Annotated in this window: 16 protein-coding genes; 7 read left to right on the forward strand and 9 right to left on the reverse strand. The window is 58.3% G+C overall.

Annotation, left to right across the window (positions count from 1 at the left end):
* Positions 1-33: 33 nt before the first annotated feature.
* The 7 genes from ACIQT8_RS23915 to psrA form a co-directional block, all read right to left on the reverse strand.
* On the reverse strand, positions 34-813 hold the full coding sequence (locus tag ACIQT8_RS23915; RefSeq protein ID WP_400970642.1) for a hypothetical protein: 780 nt from the start codon (positions 811-813) through the stop codon (positions 34-36).
* 90 nt (positions 814-903) lie between these two features.
* The gene (locus ACIQT8_RS23920; RefSeq protein ID WP_400970644.1) at positions 904-3,714 is read right to left on the reverse strand and encodes a TonB-dependent hemoglobin/transferrin/lactoferrin family receptor; all 2,811 of its coding nucleotides are present in this window, start codon (positions 3,712-3,714) and stop codon (positions 904-906) included.
* Between the two features lie 241 nt (positions 3,715-3,955).
* Positions 3,956-4,951, reverse strand: a complete 996-nt coding sequence (locus ACIQT8_RS23925) for a FecR family protein (protein WP_400970647.1) — start codon at positions 4,949-4,951, stop codon at positions 3,956-3,958.
* 82 nt (positions 4,952-5,033) lie between these two features.
* The gene (locus ACIQT8_RS23930) at positions 5,034-5,543 is read right to left on the reverse strand and encodes an RNA polymerase sigma factor (protein ID WP_138791441.1); all 510 of its coding nucleotides are present in this window, start codon (positions 5,541-5,543) and stop codon (positions 5,034-5,036) included.
* 202 nt (positions 5,544-5,745) lie between these two features.
* Positions 5,746-6,555: a phosphonoacetaldehyde hydrolase gene (phnX, locus tag ACIQT8_RS23935; RefSeq protein WP_400970651.1), complete on the reverse strand. Its 810-nt coding sequence runs from the start codon at positions 6,553-6,555 to the stop codon at positions 5,746-5,748.
* Between the two features lie 10 nt (positions 6,556-6,565).
* On the reverse strand, positions 6,566-7,690 hold the full coding sequence (locus ACIQT8_RS23940; RefSeq protein ID WP_400970653.1) for a TIGR03364 family FAD-dependent oxidoreductase: 1,125 nt from the start codon (positions 7,688-7,690) through the stop codon (positions 6,566-6,568).
* Between the two features lie 98 nt (positions 7,691-7,788).
* Positions 7,789-8,895 carry an iron-containing alcohol dehydrogenase PsrA gene (gene psrA / locus ACIQT8_RS23945; protein WP_400970656.1) on the reverse strand — a complete coding sequence of 369 codons (1,107 nt, stop codon included), beginning with the start codon at positions 8,893-8,895 and terminating at the stop codon, positions 7,789-7,791.
* 139 nt (positions 8,896-9,034) lie between these two features.
* Here psrA and ACIQT8_RS23950 point away from each other — a divergent pair, with 139 nt between their 5' ends.
* The 5 genes from ACIQT8_RS23950 to ACIQT8_RS23970 all read left to right on the forward strand — a co-directional run bounded on the left by ACIQT8_RS23950 (position 9,035) and on the right by ACIQT8_RS23970 (position 14,563).
* Positions 9,035-9,895, forward strand: a complete 861-nt coding sequence (locus tag ACIQT8_RS23950) for a LysR substrate-binding domain-containing protein (protein ID WP_400970658.1) — start codon at positions 9,035-9,037, stop codon at positions 9,893-9,895.
* Between the two features lie 300 nt (positions 9,896-10,195).
* Complete coding sequence (gene phnC, locus ACIQT8_RS23955) at positions 10,196-11,038, forward strand: phosphonate ABC transporter ATP-binding protein (RefSeq protein WP_400970661.1); 843 nt, start codon at positions 10,196-10,198, stop codon at positions 11,036-11,038.
* 26 nt (positions 11,039-11,064) lie between these two features.
* Positions 11,065-12,057 (forward strand): phosphonate ABC transporter substrate-binding protein, encoded by a 993-nt coding sequence (gene phnD / locus ACIQT8_RS23960; RefSeq protein ID WP_400970664.1) that lies wholly within the window; start codon positions 11,065-11,067, stop codon positions 12,055-12,057.
* Between the two features lie 61 nt (positions 12,058-12,118).
* Positions 12,119-12,931, forward strand: a complete 813-nt coding sequence (phnE, locus tag ACIQT8_RS23965; RefSeq protein ID WP_400970667.1) for a phosphonate ABC transporter, permease protein PhnE — start codon at positions 12,119-12,121, stop codon at positions 12,929-12,931.
* A gap of 234 nt (positions 12,932-13,165) precedes the next feature.
* Positions 13,166-14,563 (forward strand): family 16 glycosylhydrolase, encoded by a 1,398-nt coding sequence (locus ACIQT8_RS23970; RefSeq protein WP_400970670.1) that lies wholly within the window; start codon positions 13,166-13,168, stop codon positions 14,561-14,563.
* 45 nt (positions 14,564-14,608) lie between these two features.
* Here the strand turns inward: ACIQT8_RS23970 and ACIQT8_RS23975 are convergent, their stop codons facing one another.
* On the reverse strand, positions 14,609-15,913 hold the full coding sequence (locus tag ACIQT8_RS23975) for an HlyD family type I secretion periplasmic adaptor subunit (protein ID WP_400970673.1): 1,305 nt from the start codon (positions 15,911-15,913) through the stop codon (positions 14,609-14,611).
* Positions 15,910-17,652 (reverse strand): type I secretion system permease/ATPase, encoded by a 1,743-nt coding sequence (locus tag ACIQT8_RS23980; protein ID WP_400970676.1) that lies wholly within the window; start codon positions 17,650-17,652, stop codon positions 15,910-15,912. Before ACIQT8_RS23980 ends, ACIQT8_RS23975 begins: the two co-directional genes overlap by 4 nt.
* A gap of 454 nt (positions 17,653-18,106) precedes the next feature.
* Between ACIQT8_RS23980 and ACIQT8_RS23985 the strand changes: the two genes are divergently transcribed.
* Positions 18,107-18,565 carry a DUF4126 family protein gene (locus ACIQT8_RS23985; protein WP_400970679.1) on the forward strand — a complete coding sequence of 153 codons (459 nt, stop codon included), beginning with the start codon at positions 18,107-18,109 and terminating at the stop codon, positions 18,563-18,565.
* Positions 18,562-19,926, forward strand: a complete 1,365-nt coding sequence (locus tag ACIQT8_RS23990; RefSeq protein WP_400970682.1) for an FAD-containing oxidoreductase — start codon at positions 18,562-18,564, stop codon at positions 19,924-19,926. The genes ACIQT8_RS23985 and ACIQT8_RS23990 overlap by 4 nt, the downstream gene beginning before the upstream one ends.
* Positions 19,927-20,052: the final 126 nt, after the last annotated feature.

The raw sequence follows: 20,052 nt of genomic DNA on the forward strand, positions 1-20,052 counted from the left end.
CTGCTGTGAGGTTCGAAACACGACAGCTATTTCTTAGACCAGTATGCTGCCGTTACCGACCAGTGTAGCGATATCCGTTCCAACATAACCGTTGACCTGGATGGTGTTCGCACCGTCGAAGATCGTCAGAACGCCCGTGCTGTCGGTGTAGTTGCTGTGGTTGAGAAGGAGATCGGTAAAGCTTGTGATACCCGTGTTTGCCGTAAGGTCGATGATATCATTGTTGCCAGTGACATCGCCGAAATCGGTGATGATATCGCTGCCCCAATTGTCGCCGAAGACAAAGGTATCGTTGCCTGCGCCACCGGTGAAGGTGTCGTTACCGGCAAAGCTGTACTGCTTGTCATTGCCGGAGGTGCCGATCTGGTTGGTGCCCTGCTCGGCAAAATATGCCTTGAAGCCGCCAAGAGAGCGAGTGCCGACCGTCTGGGAATCGGTCGTACCATAGTTCGAAGCCACATAGATTGCGGTTGCGAACGTAGTGTTGGATACGATGCCGGTCACGGTCAGTTCAGCGTTGCCAAGCGACCAATTGGAAGCTGCATCGCCCGAAAGGTTGTCACCGAAGGTCAGGCTGCTGACGGTACCGGTAAAACCGCCGGGAGGCGCGTAACCGAAATCACCCTGCATCAGGAGAGCCGACTGCGATGTACCGGAATTGCCTGCGATCCATTGGTCATAGGTTCCGCTGCTGCCTGCCGGTGCCGGGCTGAAGTCGCCGTGGCCACGATAGACCTGGTCTGTCTTCCACACGTTGTCGAGGTAGTTGAGCAGGTCAGAGCTTGCTGCAGTCTGCTGGATCGTAACAGCCATGGGATGTCTCCTTGGGTTGGCTTGTTTTCCATTGATGTCCGTCATTGACGAACCTGGGGATGCGCGCAGCGCTGGCTGCGCGCAAAACTGTCAAAATGTAAAATTGAGAGACGCCGAGAAGGTGCGGCCAGGCGCCGGAAGGGCGGAGTAACCGAGGGCCGGAACATAGGCCTTGTCGGCAACGTTTTTCACCGTGAAACGAAGCTTGGCGTTTTCGCTGATGTCATAGGACCCGTAGATATCGAAGACGGTATATTTGTCCGTGACAAAGGTGTTGGAGAGATAGCCAAATGCCGGTTTGCTATCACCAACGATATTGGCGCGTGCGCCGAGCACCAGCTTTTCATCAAAGAAGCGCAGTCCGCCATCCAGGGTAATCTTGTAGCGTGGCGGTTCGAACACCATTCCGGCGTAGGCATAATCTATTTTGCCATTATAGAGATATTCGCTGGCGTAATCGGCCTTGAGATGCGTGTAGGAGCCGCCGATATAATAACTGCCAGCATCGTAACTGCCTTCGATCTCGACACCGCGCATTCGCGTATTGCCGACAAGATTGACAAAGCTACCATAGCTGTAAGTCGCAGTCGTACCGCTACCGGTCGCAAAATCCTGACGGTTTACACGACCCATCGTGATATAGTTCTCGATATCACGCTGGAAACCAACAACCTTGAAACGCAGGCTGTCGTACTCCGTAAAGACACCGTCTTGCGTAAAATTAGCCCCGACTTCCCACGTCTCGCCGCGCTCAGCAATCAATGACGGATTGGGGGCGTAGGCACCTGGAGGCGCCATCGGATGCCCCCCACTGAACAGGCTTTCCATAACTGTCGGCGGCCGCAGGCTGCGGCTATAGCTGACGAACGGCTGGAACCACTCGAATGGCTTGACTGCGACCGTCATGCTGGGCAGCCAGGCGCCCTCAGACCGGTCGATGGAAATATCCGTGCTGTCGATTGCCGGCAGGTCCGGATTGGGCACCAACACGGTTTTCACCGTACACAATTGGCGGGTAACCGGGTCCCAGATCGAGCCGTTTGCTACGTCTCCATCAATGATGAACTGCGGAAAACCAACCGGAACTATAGTGCACGTATTCGGTTGCTTTACCGGCGTCGGTGGCTGGGAAATCCATCGCAGTGGCGAATGAACCGTAGTGGAACCGGACAGCCTGTAGTGGTCGTATCTGAGACCTGCGGTCACCGACAGCCAGTCGTCATGCTCCAAAGTGGCGCTGGTAAAACCGCTGGTGACAGTACGCGTGCCGGTCGGATTGGTGCCCTTGTACCCGAAGCTGTAGTCGATGACGTTGAAATCATCCATCATCGCGGCGCCGGTGGTGGTCGCCTTGTCGCGGAAGGCCTCAACGCCGTAATTGATCGACAAATCGCCGAAAGGTAACGAGAACAGGCTAGTATTCTCTATGCTCCCGCCCCACGTCTCCATGAGGTAGTCGACATTGTCTTCGTAGGTATTGCCCATACGCGTTGCGGAACCACGAAGCTCCTGATTGGCTAGCCTGTTGAACGACAATTGCGCCTTCAGATCGACCAGATCGCTGTCCGGGTCCCAATGGCCAGTGAGCGAGACGGTGTCGTTGATAACGGTCTGGTCCGTTGCCTGGACATCAATTTCTTCAACGCCCTCCGGCAGATAATAGCCCTGCGAGGATGTCGATCGGTGATGCAGCCAGCTTGCGGTGACCGACAGGTCGTCGAGCGGCTGCATTTCAAATTTCGCAAGACCGGAAGCCGATTCCGAACCGGTGAAGACCAGCGCATTGTTGCTGTTCAGCGTGCGCGTAAAATATTGCGCGAAATAGTCGTTAAACAGCTTCAGCTCACCGTTCTTGCCCGGATCATATTCGCCGAAGCGCTTATGGCTGGCCGCACCGAGGAAAGAGAAACTGTCCGAAAACTGCATTGCGCCGGCCGCAGATCCTTCGAAATTATGGGCGTTTGTTCCCGTACCAATATCGAGGAAGCCACCCATCGTTTCGCCGGGCTTGATCACATCGCCGGCCTCGAGCGTGCGGAAATTGACAACCCCGCCAAGCGCACCGGCACTGCCTGCACGCGCGTTACCGCTTTTCTCGATATCAATGGTGCGCAACAGGGCCGGATCGACATAAACCAGACTGCTGGAGCCATGACCGCTGCGCTGAAAATTCTGCCGGACGCCGTCGATGGAAGTGATGACACGGTTCTGGTCCTGCAGACCACGCACGTTCACCGAGATGCCGGGGTTCTGGCCCTCGGATCTATTGGCATAGACACCTGCGACATTGTCCAGCAAGTCGCGCGCATTACGCGCGCCACTGTTCTGGATGGCTTCCCGCGAAACCACGCTGACGCTTGCGGGCGCCTCATAAACCCAGTCCGGTGTACCCTGAAAACCGGACCCGGTGGCTGCATTCCGGTCGCCTCGACCAACCACGGTGATCGTATCGAGCACCGTCGAGCCATCGCCCGACGCAGCGGCGGCAGCGGCAGACCCCGCACTTTCGCCAATCACGGCGGCATTGTCGCCGCTGATGCGATAGTTGATGCCTGTGCCGCTCAGCAGTCTCGCCAGCGCTTGATCGGGCGTGAAGCTGCCGATAACGGCATTGCCGCTGACACCACGCGCCGTGCCTGCAGCCTGCGTCACCTGAAGGCCGGACTGGCGGCTGAAAGCGCTGAGCGCACCGGCAAGCGGCTGTGCTGGAATGTTGAACGCCCGCGCCACGCCACGTGTTGCAGCGGCCTCGTTTTGAGCCGTCGGTGCGCTTTGGGCAACGCTGTCCGAAACGGCACAGAGAAGCGAAATGGCTGTCGTCGTCAGTAATAGATTGTATCTAAATGTCTTGGCCGGCCGATTCATTCTGCCGGTAAGGCGGTTCATTGTCCCGAACGTCATGTCTTTTCTGTCTCTCCTGATGCGGAGGCGGTGTCGTCTTCCGCACCCTCTCGGACCTAAAGACAACGCCGCGACAGAAAATTTTCAGTTTTCACTCAAGTTTTTCCAAAAAACATGATTTTTATTTTCATGTTTTTGACTTCAGTCATTCTTCCCAACGACCGGAAACAGTGTATCCCTATGTTTCCAAAGGATTTCCGGACATGTCTCGCGCCTAGCGCGGGCTGGAAGCATTCTCAGGTCAATAACGGCTGACGACCCTCAAGGCGGACGAGACGGCGCGCACCTTGCCCCCATGCGGATCAACCAGCGCCCGTAACGCCTGGTCCGGATGGGTCAGATCATAGATACCGGTGACCTTTTCAGCCGCGAGGCCAGGGTCGGCAACCGCAATCCAGGCCGGATGATACCGCCGCAGCAACTCTATGACCGAACCGATCGATACATCCGTCACATAAAGGCGGCCTTCGCGCCATGAGCCGATATCCTCGATGCCGATCGCATCTTTCGTCATGGCGCCGGTCTTGCGATCGATGCTGACGATTTCTCCAGGAGCGAGAATATTGGTGTTGTTACCCGATGACGCCCGGACCTGCCCTTTCGCCAGGGCGACATTTGTCGTTTCAGAGGTCATCCGCACATCGAAAACGGTGCCGAGGACCTCGACCTTCACACCTTCGGCATCAACGATGAAAGGGCGTGAAAAATCCCGCTGAACATCGAAAAAGGCTTCGCCTGCAAGCAGGGTGATTTCGCGACGGCCATCGGAGAACCGGGATTTGATGGCGCTGTCGGCGGCAAGAAAAACCGTGCTGCCATCTTCCAGAGTGACCGCCCGGCTTTCGGCCGTCGTGGTGATGTGATCAGCCTGAACATGCAGCATCACCGTCGGCAGTGCGAACCAGCTCAAACAGAGTGACAGTGCACCGGCCGAGGCGGCCGCGACCCAGCGCCGCTTGTGGCCTCTGCGGGTTACGACGGGTGACGAGAGAGCGGATGCCTGATCTGAAGGAGAAGAAAGACGCCTGTACTGACCGGACGCATCGCCCAGCGCCTGCCACATCGAATTTGTTTCGCGCCACGCCAGACGATGCGCATCGGATTGCGACAACCAGATGCCGAACCGTGCGTGCAGCACCTGATCGTCAGGCTTCTGCTGCAGCAGAAGAAACCAATCTGCCGCTTCCTCCCTGACAGAGAGCGGCGGCTGCTGTGATGTGTCGCGTTCCGAGGTCATTGTCAGAAGGGCCTGTTTCAGTCCTGAATCGAGCCGTTATTGGCGATGTTTATAATCAAGACAATCGCACGAGGTTTTTTTTTCAGCTTCTTTCGTTCAGGCGGGATGTCAGTTCCGCCATGGCGCTACGCAACAGCCGATGCACGCTGCTGACCGACGTCCCGAGACGTTCGGCAATCTCTTCCATCGTGCAGCCATCGAAGCGGTGCATCTCCACCGCAATACGGCTCTGATCTGGCATTTGCGACAAAATGAACGCCACTCGCTTCACCTGATCCTCGTAAAGCATATGTTGCTCTGGGGTTTGGACGGCCTGCGGCACGCCCCAATAGGGGACGTCATCCTGCACATGACGCTTCTCAAGCGTTTTGCGCTTGCGCAGATTGAGAGCAAGGTTACGGACGATCCGGGTCAGATAGGCGCGCGGCAAAATCGCGTTTGCGGCATGCCCGGGCGTAAAGCGCACAAAGGCTTCCTGAACGATATCTTCTGCCTCTTCGCGCGAACCGGCAATCGGCGTTGCGAATTTCACCAGGTCGGCACGGTGTGCCCTGTAGATCGCATAGCGCTTATCGTCATCATGAATGCCCATTTGCCCCCGCCCCACCAGGACCAATCCGGCGAATACCTAACTATTATAGTCAAGTATTACAAGGTAAATTTATGGGCTCTGCAATCACGGATTGGTCATGGTCACGAGGCAGCAATTGCCGCTCCCACCCGCCGACGTCCCGCCTGGACCGGGCGGGACGTTGTTTGTAAAAAGCGCCGCAGCCTCCGCGCAGTCGCCCGGGTCAGAGGCCGGGACGTTCTCCGTTCTTCATGCGCTGCTCGATATCGTCGAGTACCGGCTGAAGATCGGCCACCGTATCGATGATGTAATCAGGGCGATGCTTGCGCAGGACGCCAGATGCCTTTGCACGCAGCGCTTCCTTTTCTGAAACGCTCAATGCCGCCAGTTCCTGCGGCGTCACACCAGCCTCATTGCCGCTGAGAGACAGACCGACCGTCCACGTGCCAGCCTCGCGCCCCTCATCAATTCCGACACCGGTGTCGTCGACCTTGACCACGGCGCTAGCAGGCCAAACGTCGAGATCGAGGAAGCACTTGTACATGTTCATCGGTGTCGGACGTCCATGCGGCAGATCGCCGGCGCAGACGAGATTATCCGCCTCGTAACCCTGCGCTTTCGCCAATGGGAGAACACGGGCCATGATGGAGCGGGTATAGCCGGTGGTCGAGCCGATCTTCAGGCCACGCTCACGCAGCCCCTTTGCCATGTCTGCGGCACCGGGCACGAGATCGGCATATTGATCGACAACCTCCTCGTTCAACGGCACGAAGACATCGTAGACAGCCTGAATATCGTCCCGCGTCGGCGCATGTCCGTGCTTATCCTGCCATGCGGCCTTGATGCGCGGCTGCGCCATCATCGCTTCGATATGATCCCATTTTGGTCTGCCCATTGGCTCGCGGGCCTCGGAAATCGAAACCTCTATGCCGAAGCGGGAGAACGCCTCGACGAAAACGCCCATTGGCGCGAATGAACCGAAATCGATGACCGTGCCCGCCCAATCGAACACGACTGCCTTGAGATGTGCCATGTGCCTGACCCTATGCGTAGAGAGAATTGATGACCTGCTCGCCCAGTGCGAAGCCTGTGGATGCGCCGGTGCCGCCGGTGACCATGACAAGGCGGATATTGTCGGCGGGTTCGTCGACCATGACGACCCGATCGCTTGCCGAGGCATAACTGCCGCACCAGCGGCCGATGATTTCGCGTCCCGGCAGATCGAATATCTGATCGAAGGCTTCCATGATCAGCGTATCGATGCGATCCTGCGCAAAGGGTTCCTGCGCATTGCCGTACACGTGGCTATCTCCGACGACCAGCGAACCGTCCGCCGACCTGACGGCGATCAGATGGATGCCTTCGCGGCGCATTTCGGAAAGTTCCGCATCCAGCCGGTCGCACAGCGCTTTGGCCACCGGCAGATCGGCAAACCCCTCATAGCGGCCGAAGCTCAGATCGGACATGACGGCAGCATCGAACTTGATCGGTTTGGCGGGCATCACGCGCAGCATCTGCAACGTGCAGACGCGGAGCTTGTACGGAGCAATACGATCGGGGAAGAGCGTGGAGAAGTCGTCGCCGGGGCAGACAACGCAGGCTTCCGCCTCGATCACACCACGGCTGGTCGACACAGTCGTGCCTTCGACCGCGTTAACAGCTGTACTCCAGTGGAACGTCACACCATGGCGGGCTTCAAGCCAGGCGGCAATCTTCGGGATCGCCTCGCGCGATTCAACCCTAATCTCGTGCGGGCTGTAGAGAGCGCCGCGCATGCCTTCGGCCCTGATCGACGGCACATGTTCGAGAGCCTCTGCCGCAGAAATCCGTCGGCAATCCGATCCCATATCAGTCTCCAGGAAAGCATCGAGCACCGCCTCGGCCTCCTGACGATAGGCGGGCATGACCAGGCCGCGATGCAGCACCTCAATGCCGGCCTCCTGCGCCACCTCGGCCCAGACATCCCGGGCGCGGCGGGCGCGTGCCCAGTGATCGCCCTGTTTCTGGCCGGAAATGGTGATGAAACCGAAGTTGCGGATCGAAGCCCCGATGGCCTTGGTGTTGCGCTCGATGACAACGACCTTCTTGCCTTTCTTGACGGCAGCCAAGGCCACCGAAAGACCGATGATGCCGGCGCCCACCACGGCAAGATCAAAATGTTCGCTCATGATCCTTACTTTCTCAAATTCATGCTTTGCCTGATCTGTCTACAGTCAAAGCATGACAGCACTTTTCTCGGTAACGTCGCGGGTCGAAAACCAATGTCTCAGGCGGCTGAAGCAAGCACAGCATCACGGCTGCCAATGAAATTGCGGCCGCGCTCGCCCAGCAGCGCGTCATCGATGGCCCGCAGCCAGTTTTCCCGTGTCACACCGTAATCGGTTGCCGTCGTCGAGACGCCGAGCCGGTGAAGGAACGCCTCCAGCGCATCGGCACCGGCAGAGAGATCGTCACCGAAAATGCGGCGCAAAGCAGCGTCGCAGTCGGCGTCATGGCCCATCACGCTGCGCATGATCGCCGGCAGGCTGAAGGAGCAGGCAATGCCATGCACCGTGCCGTGATGCAGCGTCAGGTAATAGGAAAGGGAATGGGCAAGCGCCGTCTTGGTGTTGGAAAACGCCAAACCGGCCGAAAGGCTTGCCCGCATCATGCGCTCGCGCAGACCGATATCACCGAGATTGTCGACCAGAAGCGGCAGAACGTCGATGATCTCCCGCGCCGCAGAAACCGCATGGCTTGCGGACACCGGGTTGGCATTGACGTTCCAGATGCTTTCAAGCGCATGCGACAGCGCGTCGAGCCCGGTGGACAGTGCAAGTGCCCGCGGCACACCCAGCGTCAGTTCCGGGTCGAGAATGGCGTATTGCGGATAATAACGCGCGTCGGCGAGTGAGTATTTCTTTTTGGCCGCCGTGTCCCAGACGGTTGCCCAGCAGGTGACCTCGCTACCGGTGCCGGCCGTTGTCGGCACGGCAATGATCGGAAGATCGAGCAATGTCTCTGCTCCCGTGTGGCCTTCCAGAAAATTCTGGACGCGGGAGAAATCACGACCACCGGCCGAGAGAACCTTGGCTGTATCGATGACCGAACCACCACCGATCGCCAGAATGACTTCTGGCGTCCGGTTGGCGGCGCCAAAGGACCGGCAGGCAGCTTTGAGGCCGTCGAAGCTGGGGTTTGGTTCGACATCCCGCACGATAACCGCCGGTTCGCCGAGCTCCAGCGAGATACGGGCAACGAGTTCGTCGAAGAACGGATGATCGTTGTAGGTCAGCAGGCAATAGGCACGGTCGCCGACGGCCTTTCTGGCCTCGGCAAGGGCGCCGGCCCCGAAGATGATCTTCACAGGATTGGAATAGGTCCAGGCACGCATCGGTCGCTCCTTGTTTCGCCGATTGAATGACCCGGCAAAGACAATAAATCCAATCCATATTTTTGTTACGATCCATTGATAGGATCTATGGATTGGAAGCCGTCTCGCATCGGTCGCGAGAGGGAGAGGAGATCTGACCATGGCCATCGTCTTTACCCATCTGAGAGCCTTCCAGGCGGTAGCCACCCATCGCGGTTTCTCGGCCGCAGCACGCGCACTTCGGGTAAGCCAGCCAACATTAACGACGCAGGTCCGCGAACTGGAGGAACGCTACGGCGTCGAACTCTTTCTGCGTCAGGGCCGCCAGATCGAGCTGACCGAGGCTGGCCGCTCGCTGCTTTCGATCAGCGCCAGACTGTTCAAGCTTCACGAAGAGGCGGAGGAGCTGCTTCTCAATTTCGGTGAACTGAAGACCGGTGCACTGAAGATTGCCGCCGTCAGCCCGTTCCATGCCACTGACATGATCGCGCGCTTCATCGAGCGTTACCCCTCCTTCAAGGTCAACATGCTTCTCGGCAATTCCGACCGGACGTTGAAACGCATCCTTGAGCTCGAAGCCGATATTGCAATCCTGGCGCATACGATCGACGACCCTCGTATCAAGACGATAACCTTCAGCACGCAGGAGATCGTCGCCTTCGTAAATGACGACCATGCCTGGTGGCAAAGGGACGAGATCGAACTGGCCGAGCTGGCGGGCGAACCCCTGATCCTCAGGGAAGAAGGCTCAACCACCCGTTATGCGCTTGAGCGCGCGGCCGAAGCCGCCAATGTTGCCCTCACGCCATTCATGGAAATCGGCAGCCGCGAGGGTGTGTGGAAAGCGGTTGAAAGGGGACTTGGGATCGGTGTCGTAGCCGACTTCGAATTCGTCCCCCACCCACGCATGAAGACATTGCGCATTTCCGGCGGCATGATCAAAACGGAATATCGGCTGGCTTTTCTGGAAGACCGAAAGACGGTGCGATCGATCAAGGCTTTTGTCGAAACCGTTCTCTAGGACGGACTCTCGCAGAAGCAGTCGGCGCAACCCATAGATTTGACCTATGGTATCGACAGATAATTTGGATTGCACCTACGGGTCACAGACGGCGTTTTGTCACGAAACTGTCATCGTGTGACCTGTAATTAAACGCCATCCGACCAGGCAATTCACAGGGTAATTGCATCCAGTCCGGATCTATACATCGATAGCCGGACGACATTGGACGATTCACATTAAATTCTGCACGACGCACAGGACTTGTTCTTTTGCGTGCGGGACAACCATGCCGAATTTTGGCTGAAGGAACAGGTAACAATGACAGCGATAACGGTCTCCAATGTCTCGAAGACTTTCGGCAAGACACGTGCTTTGGACAAGGTAAGCCTGACCGTCGAGCGCGGTGAAATGGTTGCGCTGATCGGCGCTTCGGGCTCAGGCAAAAGCACCCTCATCCGCCATATTGCCGGGCTGGAAGTGGCAGATGCTGTCGGTGGCCGCATCGACGTCCTCGGCGATCTTTGTCAGGACAGCGGGCGTCTCAACCGACGCCTGAAACGGGGCCGCGTTTCCGTCATCTTCCAGCAATTCAATCTGGTCGGCCGGCTTTCCGTGCTGACCAATGTACTGATCGGCCACCTGGGCCGCACGCCGCGCTGGCGCGGAACGCTTGGCCTCTTCAACCACGACGAAAAACGCAAGGCCCAGGCCGCGCTGGAACGGGTCGGAATTCCCCAGGTGCTTACCCAGCGGTCCTCAACGCTGTCGGGTGGCCAGCAGCAGCGCGCCGCCATTGCCCGAACGCTGGTACAGGAAGCCGAAATCCTGATTGCCGACGAGCCGATCTCCGCTCTCGACCCCTCATCTGCGCGGCGCGTCATGGATGTCCTCTCCGATATCAATTCTAGCGACGGCATCACCGTGGTCGTATCGCTGCATCAGGTGGAATATGCGCGCCGTTATTGCCCGCGCACCGTCGCGATGCGCAATGGCAAGATCGTTTATGACGGACCATCCAGCGCGCTGACGAACGAATTCCTGGCCGAGCTTTATGGCGCAGCCTCGGAAGAACTGGTCCTGCCGGATGCTCCGGCTGGCCATGCCGCTCCGGCCCTCAAGCCGGTCCTCAACAGACTGCAGGCACAGCCCCTGCCCGCCTAACCACGTTTGACGACACGGAGACTACGATGAACGCGATCCTGAAAAGCATGGCGGCGATGTCACTCGCCCTTACTCTGGGGTCTGCAGCGCATGCGGCAGAAACCATCAACTTCGGTATCATCTCGACCGAATCCCAGCAGAACCTGAAAAGCAGCTGGCTGCCCTTCCTCGATGCGATGAAGGAAAAGACCGGCCTTGAGGTGAAACCCTTCTTCGCGTCCGACTATGCCGGCATCATTGAAGGCATGCGCTTCGACAAGGTGCAGATGGCCTGGTACGGCAACAAGTCGGCCATGGAAGCCGTCGACCGCGCCGATGGCGAAGTGTTCGTTCAGAGCGTCGCCGTCACCGGTGAGCCGGGCTACTGGTCCGTGGTCATCGTGCCGAAAGAGTCTCCGATCCAGACGATCGACCAGCTCCTGACCTGCGACAAGTCGCTCAACTTCGGTCTCGGCGACGTCAACTCGACCTCCGGCTATCTCGTGCCGATGACCTTCGTGTTCTCGAAAAACAGCATCGACCCGAAGACCTGCTTCAAGAACGTCACCAACGCCAACCATGAAACAAATGCCATGGCTGTGGCCAACAAACAGGTCGACGCTGCCGCCAACAATACCGAGAACATGGCGCTTATCGAGCAGAACAATCCGAAAGCGTTCGCCAACATCCGCGAAATCTGGCGTTCGCCCCTGATCCCCGCAGATCCGATTGTCTGGCGCAAGGACCTGCCGGAAGAAGCCAAGACGAAGATCCGCGATTTCTTCCTGACCTACGGCACCGACAAGTCCAAGGGTAACGTCGAGGACGAGAAGAAAATCCTCGCCGGTCTGAAATGGTCGCCATTCCGCGCTTCCAACGACAACCAGCTTCTGCCGATCCGCGTCATGGAACTGACCAAGGCCATTGCGCAGGCTCAGGGCGACGCCAAGCTCGATGCCGCTGCAAGAGACGCAAAGATCAAGGACCTGACAGCGCAGAAGGCAAGATACGAAGCCGAGCTCGCCAGCCTCGGCAACTGACCCCGATCGACCGTGAGGCAGGCCCGATGGCCTGTCTCCTCTTCCAACGCGAGACAATTCCATGACCAAAGCGATGACGACAACAGACACTGCCGTGACCGCATCTTTGCCGAAACAACCAGGCGGAACGCGAAACGGCCTTCTCCTGCTCGCCGTTATTGCGGCATTGGCCTATAGCTGGACACCGGCGGAGATAGGCAGATGGACCTATCTGTTCACCGATGCCGGTAACATGGCTGAATATGCCAGCGGCTTCATGAAGCCCGACTTCGGTGACTGGCGATTTTACCTGGAGGAAATGGTCGTCACCGTGCAGATCGCCCTTTGGGGTACTTTTCTGGCGGTCGTCTTTTCCGTCCCGCTTGGCATCCTTTCGGCACACAACATGGCGCCGTGGTGGGTGCTGCAGCCAGTCCGTCGCCTGATGGACATGTTCCGCGCCATTCATGAAGTGGTGTTTGCGGTCCTTTTCGTGGTGGCTGTCGGTCTTGGTCCTTTCGCTGGCGTGATGGCGCTTTTCATCCACACCACGGGCACGCTCTCCAAACTGTTTTCCGAGGCCGTCGAAGCCATCGACCCTCGCCCGGTCGAGGCGATCCGCACAACCGGTGCCTCTCGCGTGCAGCAAGTGCTGTTCGGCGTCATCCCCCAGGTGCTGCCGCTATGGATTTCGCTCTCGCTTTATCGCCTGGAATCCAACATCCGCTCGGCAACCGTTCTCGGCCTCATCGGTGCCGGTGGCATCGGTCAGGTTCTGTTCGAAAACATTCGCGGTTTCTATTATCCGCAGGCCTCTGCAATGCTCATCATCATCATCGCCACCGTCAGCCTGATGGACCTTCTGTCTCAGCAGTTGCGCAAGCTCGTCCTGTAACGCCGGCCTCTGGTCCGCAGCCGTGATCGCGTAACACCCTGCCTCATAATGAAGCGTAAAATCACGCGGTTGTGCCGGAGCAATACGCCTCGTTAAACACGGCGGCAGTTTTGCGCCGCCATTCCCGTATTGGAACAGGACATCTCATTTTCGCCCTAAATCAGAAAAGCCGGACTGTTAGGTTTTCCGCAGGAGGAGTTTTGCGGAGGACCACCACGAACAGGAGGCATTGCGATGGCCCAGACAGTTTTGAATGCGCTTGGCGAGACACTCTATTACAGCGGAAGTTCCACAGGTTTCTTCTCTGCCACCAATTCCGGCCCCCAACTTTACGGTAAGGCAGGCAACGATTCCATGTGGGGTGACAGTTCCGTTGATGTGACGATGATCGGCGGTACGGGCGATGACATCTACTACCTCTATTCGGGGATCAATCGAGCGGTCGAAAATGCCGGGGAGGGCATCGACACCATCGACACATGGATGAGCTACACACTACCCGACAATTTCGAGAACCTGCGCGTCACGGGGAACGGCCGTTATGCCTTCGGCAATGACCTCGACAACATCATCACCGGTGGTTCGGGCTCGCAGACCATCGACGGTGGCGCAGGCAATGACGTGCTGATTGGTGGAGGCGGCGCTGATACCTTCATCTTCACGAAAGGCAACGGCACCGATCTCATCACCGATTTCGGCTCTGACGACACCATCCGCCTCAACGACTACGGCATCACGTCATTCGACCAGTTGATAAGCAATGCCACACAGCAAGGAAACGACCTGTGGCTTAATCTCGGAAATGGCGAAAGTGTCGTGCTGGCAAACACAACGGCCGATGAATTGCAGGCAGACCAGTTTGAACTGAGCCTCGATCGTTCGGTGCTCACGGCAACCTTCACCGATGACTTCAATTCCTTATCGCTCCGCGACGGCGAACAGGGCGTATGGGACGCCAAATACTGGTGGGCACCGGAAAAAGGTAGCACGCTCACCGGAAACGGTGAAAAGCAGTGGTACATCAATCCGTCCTATGAGCCGACATCCTCCGTTAATCCATTTTCGGTCGAGAACGGCGTTCTGACGATTACTGCAGCCGCCACACCCTCGTCGATCGAGAGTGAGGTGAACGGTTACGACTACACCTCGGGCATGCTGAATACCTATTCCTCCTTCAGCCAGACCTACGGTTACTTCGAGATCCGTGCGGACATGCCCGACGACCAGGGCGCCTGGCCCGCCTTCTGGCTGCTTCCGGCCGATGGCTCATGGCCACCGGAACTGGACGTGGTGGAAATGCGGGGCCAGAACCCCAATACGGTCATCATGTCGGCCCACACCAACGAAAGTGGCTCACAGTCTTCGATCATCAACAATGTCAGCGTGGCAAGCACGGAAGGTTTTCACACCTACGGCGTCTTGTGGGAGGAAGACCACATCACTTGGTACATCGATGATGTGGCTGTAGCGCAGATCGACACCCCGTCAGACATGCATGATCCAATGTACATGGTCGTCAATCTCGCCGTCGGCGGCATGGCCGGAACACCGTCGGCGCAAGATTTCAGCGACGGTTCGCAGATGAAGATCGATTACATCAAGGCTTATTCGATCGATGACTGGTACGTCTGAGACCGGACAGAACGTTCATGCGGCGATTTTTTCGCCGCATGGCTCCTAGTTTTCCCGAAATGCCTGGCCGATCTGATCGGTCATGGGCTTGGCAAGATAAGCAAGGACGCTTCGCTCTCCGGTCTGAACAAATCCTTCGACGGGCATTCCCTGAACCGCCTGCCGTTTACCCAATCGTTTCCACTCATCGGTCTCGATCGTTGCTCTGGCGCGGTAATATTTTTCTCCGGTCTGCCTGTCTTCCAGAAGATCGGCAGAAACCGTGGAAATTCGGGCATCGAGTTCAGGTGTATCACGGTGATTGAAGGCTGACAGGTTGAGCACCACCGCCTGCCCGGGCGCGATCTGGTCGATGTCACGCGGTGCAATTCGAAGCTCGGCCGTCAGGTGGTCATCGCTTGGAACGATCCGCAGCATCGTTTCACCCGCACTGACAACAGCCCCTGCGGAATGAACGGCCATCTGATCGACCACACCCGCCTGCGGTGCGCGGATATCGATGCGTTTCAGGTCGTCTTCAGCAGCGATCAACCGTTCGGAAAACTGGCCGATATCGCCCTGCGTCTGCCGGAGCTGTTCGGACACCTCGCTGCCATGGTCATCCTCGATCTGGATGATTTGCAGTTCGGTTTCGGTGATGCGCCCCTTCACCTGCGCGACAGAAGCGATGAAATTGCCGAGTTCGCCCGTCAGACGCGCGCTCTCGCGTTGAAGCGAATAGACCCGGGCTGCGGAAACAATACCCTGATCAAGGAGGTTTCTAAGGCTGGCGAGTTCCTTTTCCACCAGGTCGATTTCCAGACGCTTGCCCTTTTCCTGTGCAACAAGCCCTTCCGCTTCCTGCTGCAATTGGCTGATGCGTTCGCGAAGTTGCGACTTTCTCCCCTCCCGTGAGGCACGGCGGTCGTTGAAGAGGCGCTGTTCACCCAGCAGCAATCGAAAACTATCCGGATCGGAGGTCGCCAGCGTGTTACTGATGGTCAGGACCGTTGCCGCGTCCCGTTCGGCCTGCAACCTTGTTGCCACGGCAGAGAGTTCTTTCAACCGCTTGCGGATGATCGCAAGGTTGGCGCGCGCCTGCGTGCCGTCGAAACGCAGGAGAACCTGCCCCGCCTCGACACTGTCGCCGTCACGCACAAGGATTTCCTGCACCACACCTCCCTTGAGATGTTGTACCGGCTTGACCTGGGTATCAACGACGAGAGTACCGGACGCAATGATCGCACCAGCAATATTGACGGTCGCGGCGAGCCCACCAGCCACACCAACGAGAACGAAGATCGTGACAAAGACGATACGCGAGAGGCGCCGGATGCTTTTATCCATATCGAGGTCGGTCTTGCCGTTCATGATGCCATGTCCTTGCCATAGGTGACGCGAAACGCCAGCGGGCCCGGCACCGGCGCTTTCGACGGCTGAGCCAGTACGGTTTCCTTCGGCCCGAAGGCCTGGACCCGACCTTGGCCAAGCGCAAGGATATGGTCGGCAATGGACAACACATTTGGCCGATGGGCAACGACAACAGCGATACCGCCGCGCTCACGCACCGTCTCAAGCGCCCGAAGAAGTGCCGCTTCGCCCTCGGCATCGAGATTGGAATTGGGTTCGTCCAGCACGACGAGGAAAGGGTCACCGTAGAGAGCCCGCGCCAGCGCTACTCGCTGCCTCTGACCGGCGGACAAGATCACGCCGCCCTCTCCGATCCTTGTCTCAAAACCATCAGGCAGTTCGGCAACCATCTGGCGAATGCCGGCAGCCTCTGCCGCCGCGATGATGGACTGAGAGGGCGCATCAGTGTCGAAGCGGGAAATGTTGTCGGCTATCGATCCGTCTAGCAACTGCACGTCCTGCGGCAGATAGCCGATATGTCTGCCCCGCTCGGCGGGCTCCCATTGGGCCAGCGATGCCTTATCGAATTTTATCGCCTCGGCCGCTGGCGGCCAAAAACCGATCAGCGCCCGCGCCAGAGATGTCTTGCCGGAAGCACTCGGGCCCACGACACCGAGAACGGCACCGGCTGCCAGTTCAAAGGATACATTGCGAAGCAACAGGTCGCGCCGACCAGGAGCTGCGAGAGACAGGTTTTCAACCGTCAGTGTTGCTTTCGGTGCAGGCAGTTTCACCGCCCGGTCCATCTGCGGTGTTGCGGCCAGAAGTGCGGCAAGGCGTGACCAGCTCTGCCGGGCTGCAGCAAAGCTGCGCCACTGCCCGATCGAAAGCTCCACCGGCGCCAGTGCTCGGCTGACAAGGATGGAGCTTGCGATGATGATACCACCGGTTGCCTCTTCACGAATAACGAGAAACGCGCCGACCGCAAGCACGCCCGACTGCAGCATCATCCGGGCGATGCGCGAGGACGTGGTCAGGAGCGAAACGATATTGCCCGTCCTGATCTGGCTGGCGAAATAGCGGTCGCTTGCAGCAGCCCAGCGGTTTGCCAGCCGTGAGGCAAAGCCCATGGCCATGACCGCCTCACGGTTTTGCCGGGCATCGGCAGCAAAGGCGTGCCGCTGCGTGGAAAACTGCGCTGCAGCCTTTGCCGGGCGTTGGGAGAGGATTTCCGCAAGGACCGCAAAAATCACCAGAATGGCGGCGCCACAGAGGGCAGCAACACCGATCCACACGTGAAACAGGAAACAGACTGCGATATAAACCGGCATCCATGGCAGGTCGAACAGCGCCGTCGGGCCGGGACCGGACAGAAAATTCCTCACCTGATCGAGATCGCGCACCGGCTGGAGCCCGTCGCCAGCCGACGATCCATTCGCCGGCGTCGACACCAGCACGCCAAGAACACCCCGATTAAGCCGCTGGTCAATCGAGACACCGATCCGCCCGAGTAAAAGCGATCGAAGCAGTTCAAGAACGCCCTGAAACAGGAAAAGTGCCGCGGCGATGATTGCCAGGCCGATAAGGCTTGGAACACTGCGCCCCGGCAGGATGCGGTCATAGACCTGCAACATGAAAATCGGGCCGGTAAACGCCAGCAAATTGATGACCGCGCTGGTGGCGCCAAGAGAGAAAACCGATCTTCTGAGCGGTTGAAGAACTGTCTTTCTGTAGGTGTCGGATGTCAGCTTCGATTGCACGTCGCCTTTTTCCTTCCGGGCTTTGAGGTCGCAAAAAGAGCCGATCAGACACCTTTGGAAGGGTTGACCGGCTATCCTATTGTCCCGGAAGGTGACGGCTTTCCGAAGCGAAAATCTTCCACACAGGTGCCGTTGGTAAAGCCGCGCCTAAAACCGCGATGATCACTGTGCCGTATTGACGTTGACCAGGAACAGCGAAGCATTTCAAACAGGTCGATTTCATCTTTACGCCGTCTCGGAGCGTTCCGGGAGAACGCTCGAAGATAAGCCAGATATCGCCAAATAACGCCGCTTGAAACGCTCAGAAAAAGCAGCTTAAATCAACGCACAAACCGAGCCGGAAATCGCATTCTTCCAAAGCCCAAAAGTCTCGCATTCTTCAAAGACAGACACTCGGGAAGGTTTGGCATCATCTTTCTTATCATCGCCTGGAATAACCAACCTTGAGGTAAAGATGTCTTTCTTGCTTGCACTTCTGATTGGCGTGATTGCCGGACTCCGCGCCATGACGGCACCGGCCGCGATTGCATGGGCAGCCTGGCTGGGCTGGCTCGATCTCTCCGGCTCCTGGCTGGCCTTGATGGGCTCCGTCTGGGCCGTTGGTATCTTCACCATCCTCGCCGCCGTCGAACTGGTCACCGACCAATTACCCACGACGCCCAGCCGCAAGGTACCGCAGCAGTTCGGCGCACGCATTCTCATGGGTGCGCTGACAGGTGCCGCTATTGGCGTACCCTCCGGCAACTGGATTGTTGGCCTGATCGCCGGCATCGTCGGCGCCGTGATCGGCACCTATGGCGGTGCCGCTGCGCGCGGCAAACTGGCCGCCAGCTTCGGCAAGGACCCACCGGCCGCCTTTATCGAGGACGCCGTCGCCATTATCGGCGCCTACCTGATCGTTTCATCGCTATGAAGGCTTTTGACGCAATCATCATCGGGGCCGGGCAAGCCGGCCCCTCGCTTGCCGGACGTTTCAACGATGCCGGCAAGAGCGTTGCGATCATCGAGCGCAAACATGTCGGTGGCACCTGCGTCAACACCGGCTGCAAACCAACGAAGACCCTGGTCGCCAGCGCCTATGCGGCCCATCTTGCCCGCCGGGGCGCAGAATATGGTGTGGTGCTGGACAGCAAGGTGGCGATCGACATGCCGACGGTCATGCGCCGTTCGCACAAGGTCACGCTGGACAGCCGCCACGGAAACGAAAGCTGGCTTGGCAGCATGGCGAACTGCACACTGATGCGAGGTCACGCGCGTTTCGAAAGCCCCAACACCGTGCGCGTTGACGATGAGCTTCTGACCGCGCCGCAGATCTTCCTGAACGTCGGCGGTCGTGCGGCAATCCCGGATTTTCCAGGCATCGATGACGTGCCCTACATGACCAACAGCGACATCGTCATGCTGGACCGCGTGCCAAAGCATCTCGTCATTATCGGCGGCAGTTACATCGGCCTGGAGTTTGCGCAGATGTATCGTCGTTTCGGCGCCGAGGTCACCGTCATCGAGAAAGGTCCCCGCCTCGTCGCGCGAGAGGACGAGGATATATCCGAGGCCATCAGCGGCATTCTCGAGGCCGAAGGCATCGCCATTTACACCAACGCCGACGATATTCGTTTCCGCAAACATGAAGACGGTATTGCCGTTAAGACCGATAGAGATGGTGGAGACATCATCGGCTCGGACGTTCTGATCGCCGTTGGCCGCCGTCCGAACACCGACGATCTCGGTCTCGATCGGGCTGGCGTTGAGCGCGATGCGCGCGGTTACATCAAGGTCGACGATCGTCTCGCCACCAATGTCGAGGGAATCTGGGCCTTGGGCGACTGCAATGGCCGAGGCGCCTTCACGCACACGGCCTATAATGACTTCGAGATTGTCGCGGCCAACCTCTTCGACGGCGAGGACCGCAAGGTCTCCGATCGCCGGGTCGGCTATGCGCTTTATATCGACCCGCCCCTTGGCCGCATCGGGATGAGCGAGACGGAAGCGAAAAAGACCGGTCGCAAGGTTCTTGTTGGACACCAATCCATGGCCCGCGTCGGCCGCGCCGTCGAAAAAGGTGAGACCCAGGGCCTGATGAAGTTCATCGCCGATGCCGAGACAAAGGAAATTCTCGGCGCCGCCATTCTCGGCACCGGCGGCGACGAATCGATCCACGGCATTCTCGACATGATGAACGCCGGTGCGACCTACGATCAACTGCGCTGGGCAGTCCCCATCCACCCAACCGTCTCCGAATTCTGGCCAACGGTTGTCCTCAGCATGAAAGAGTAACGTCCGTCGACGGCTCGACAGTTCAGACCTGACTGCCGTAACTCACACACATCAAAAGGGCGGCCGTCGAAGACAGCCGCCCTTTTCTTTATCACGTAAATTGGGCGGCTTATGACCGCCCTGTGT

Origin of the sequence: Agrobacterium sp. NPDC090273 (assembly GCF_044772305.1) — a bacterium.
Classification (GTDB): Bacteria; Pseudomonadota; Alphaproteobacteria; order Rhizobiales; family Rhizobiaceae; genus Agrobacterium.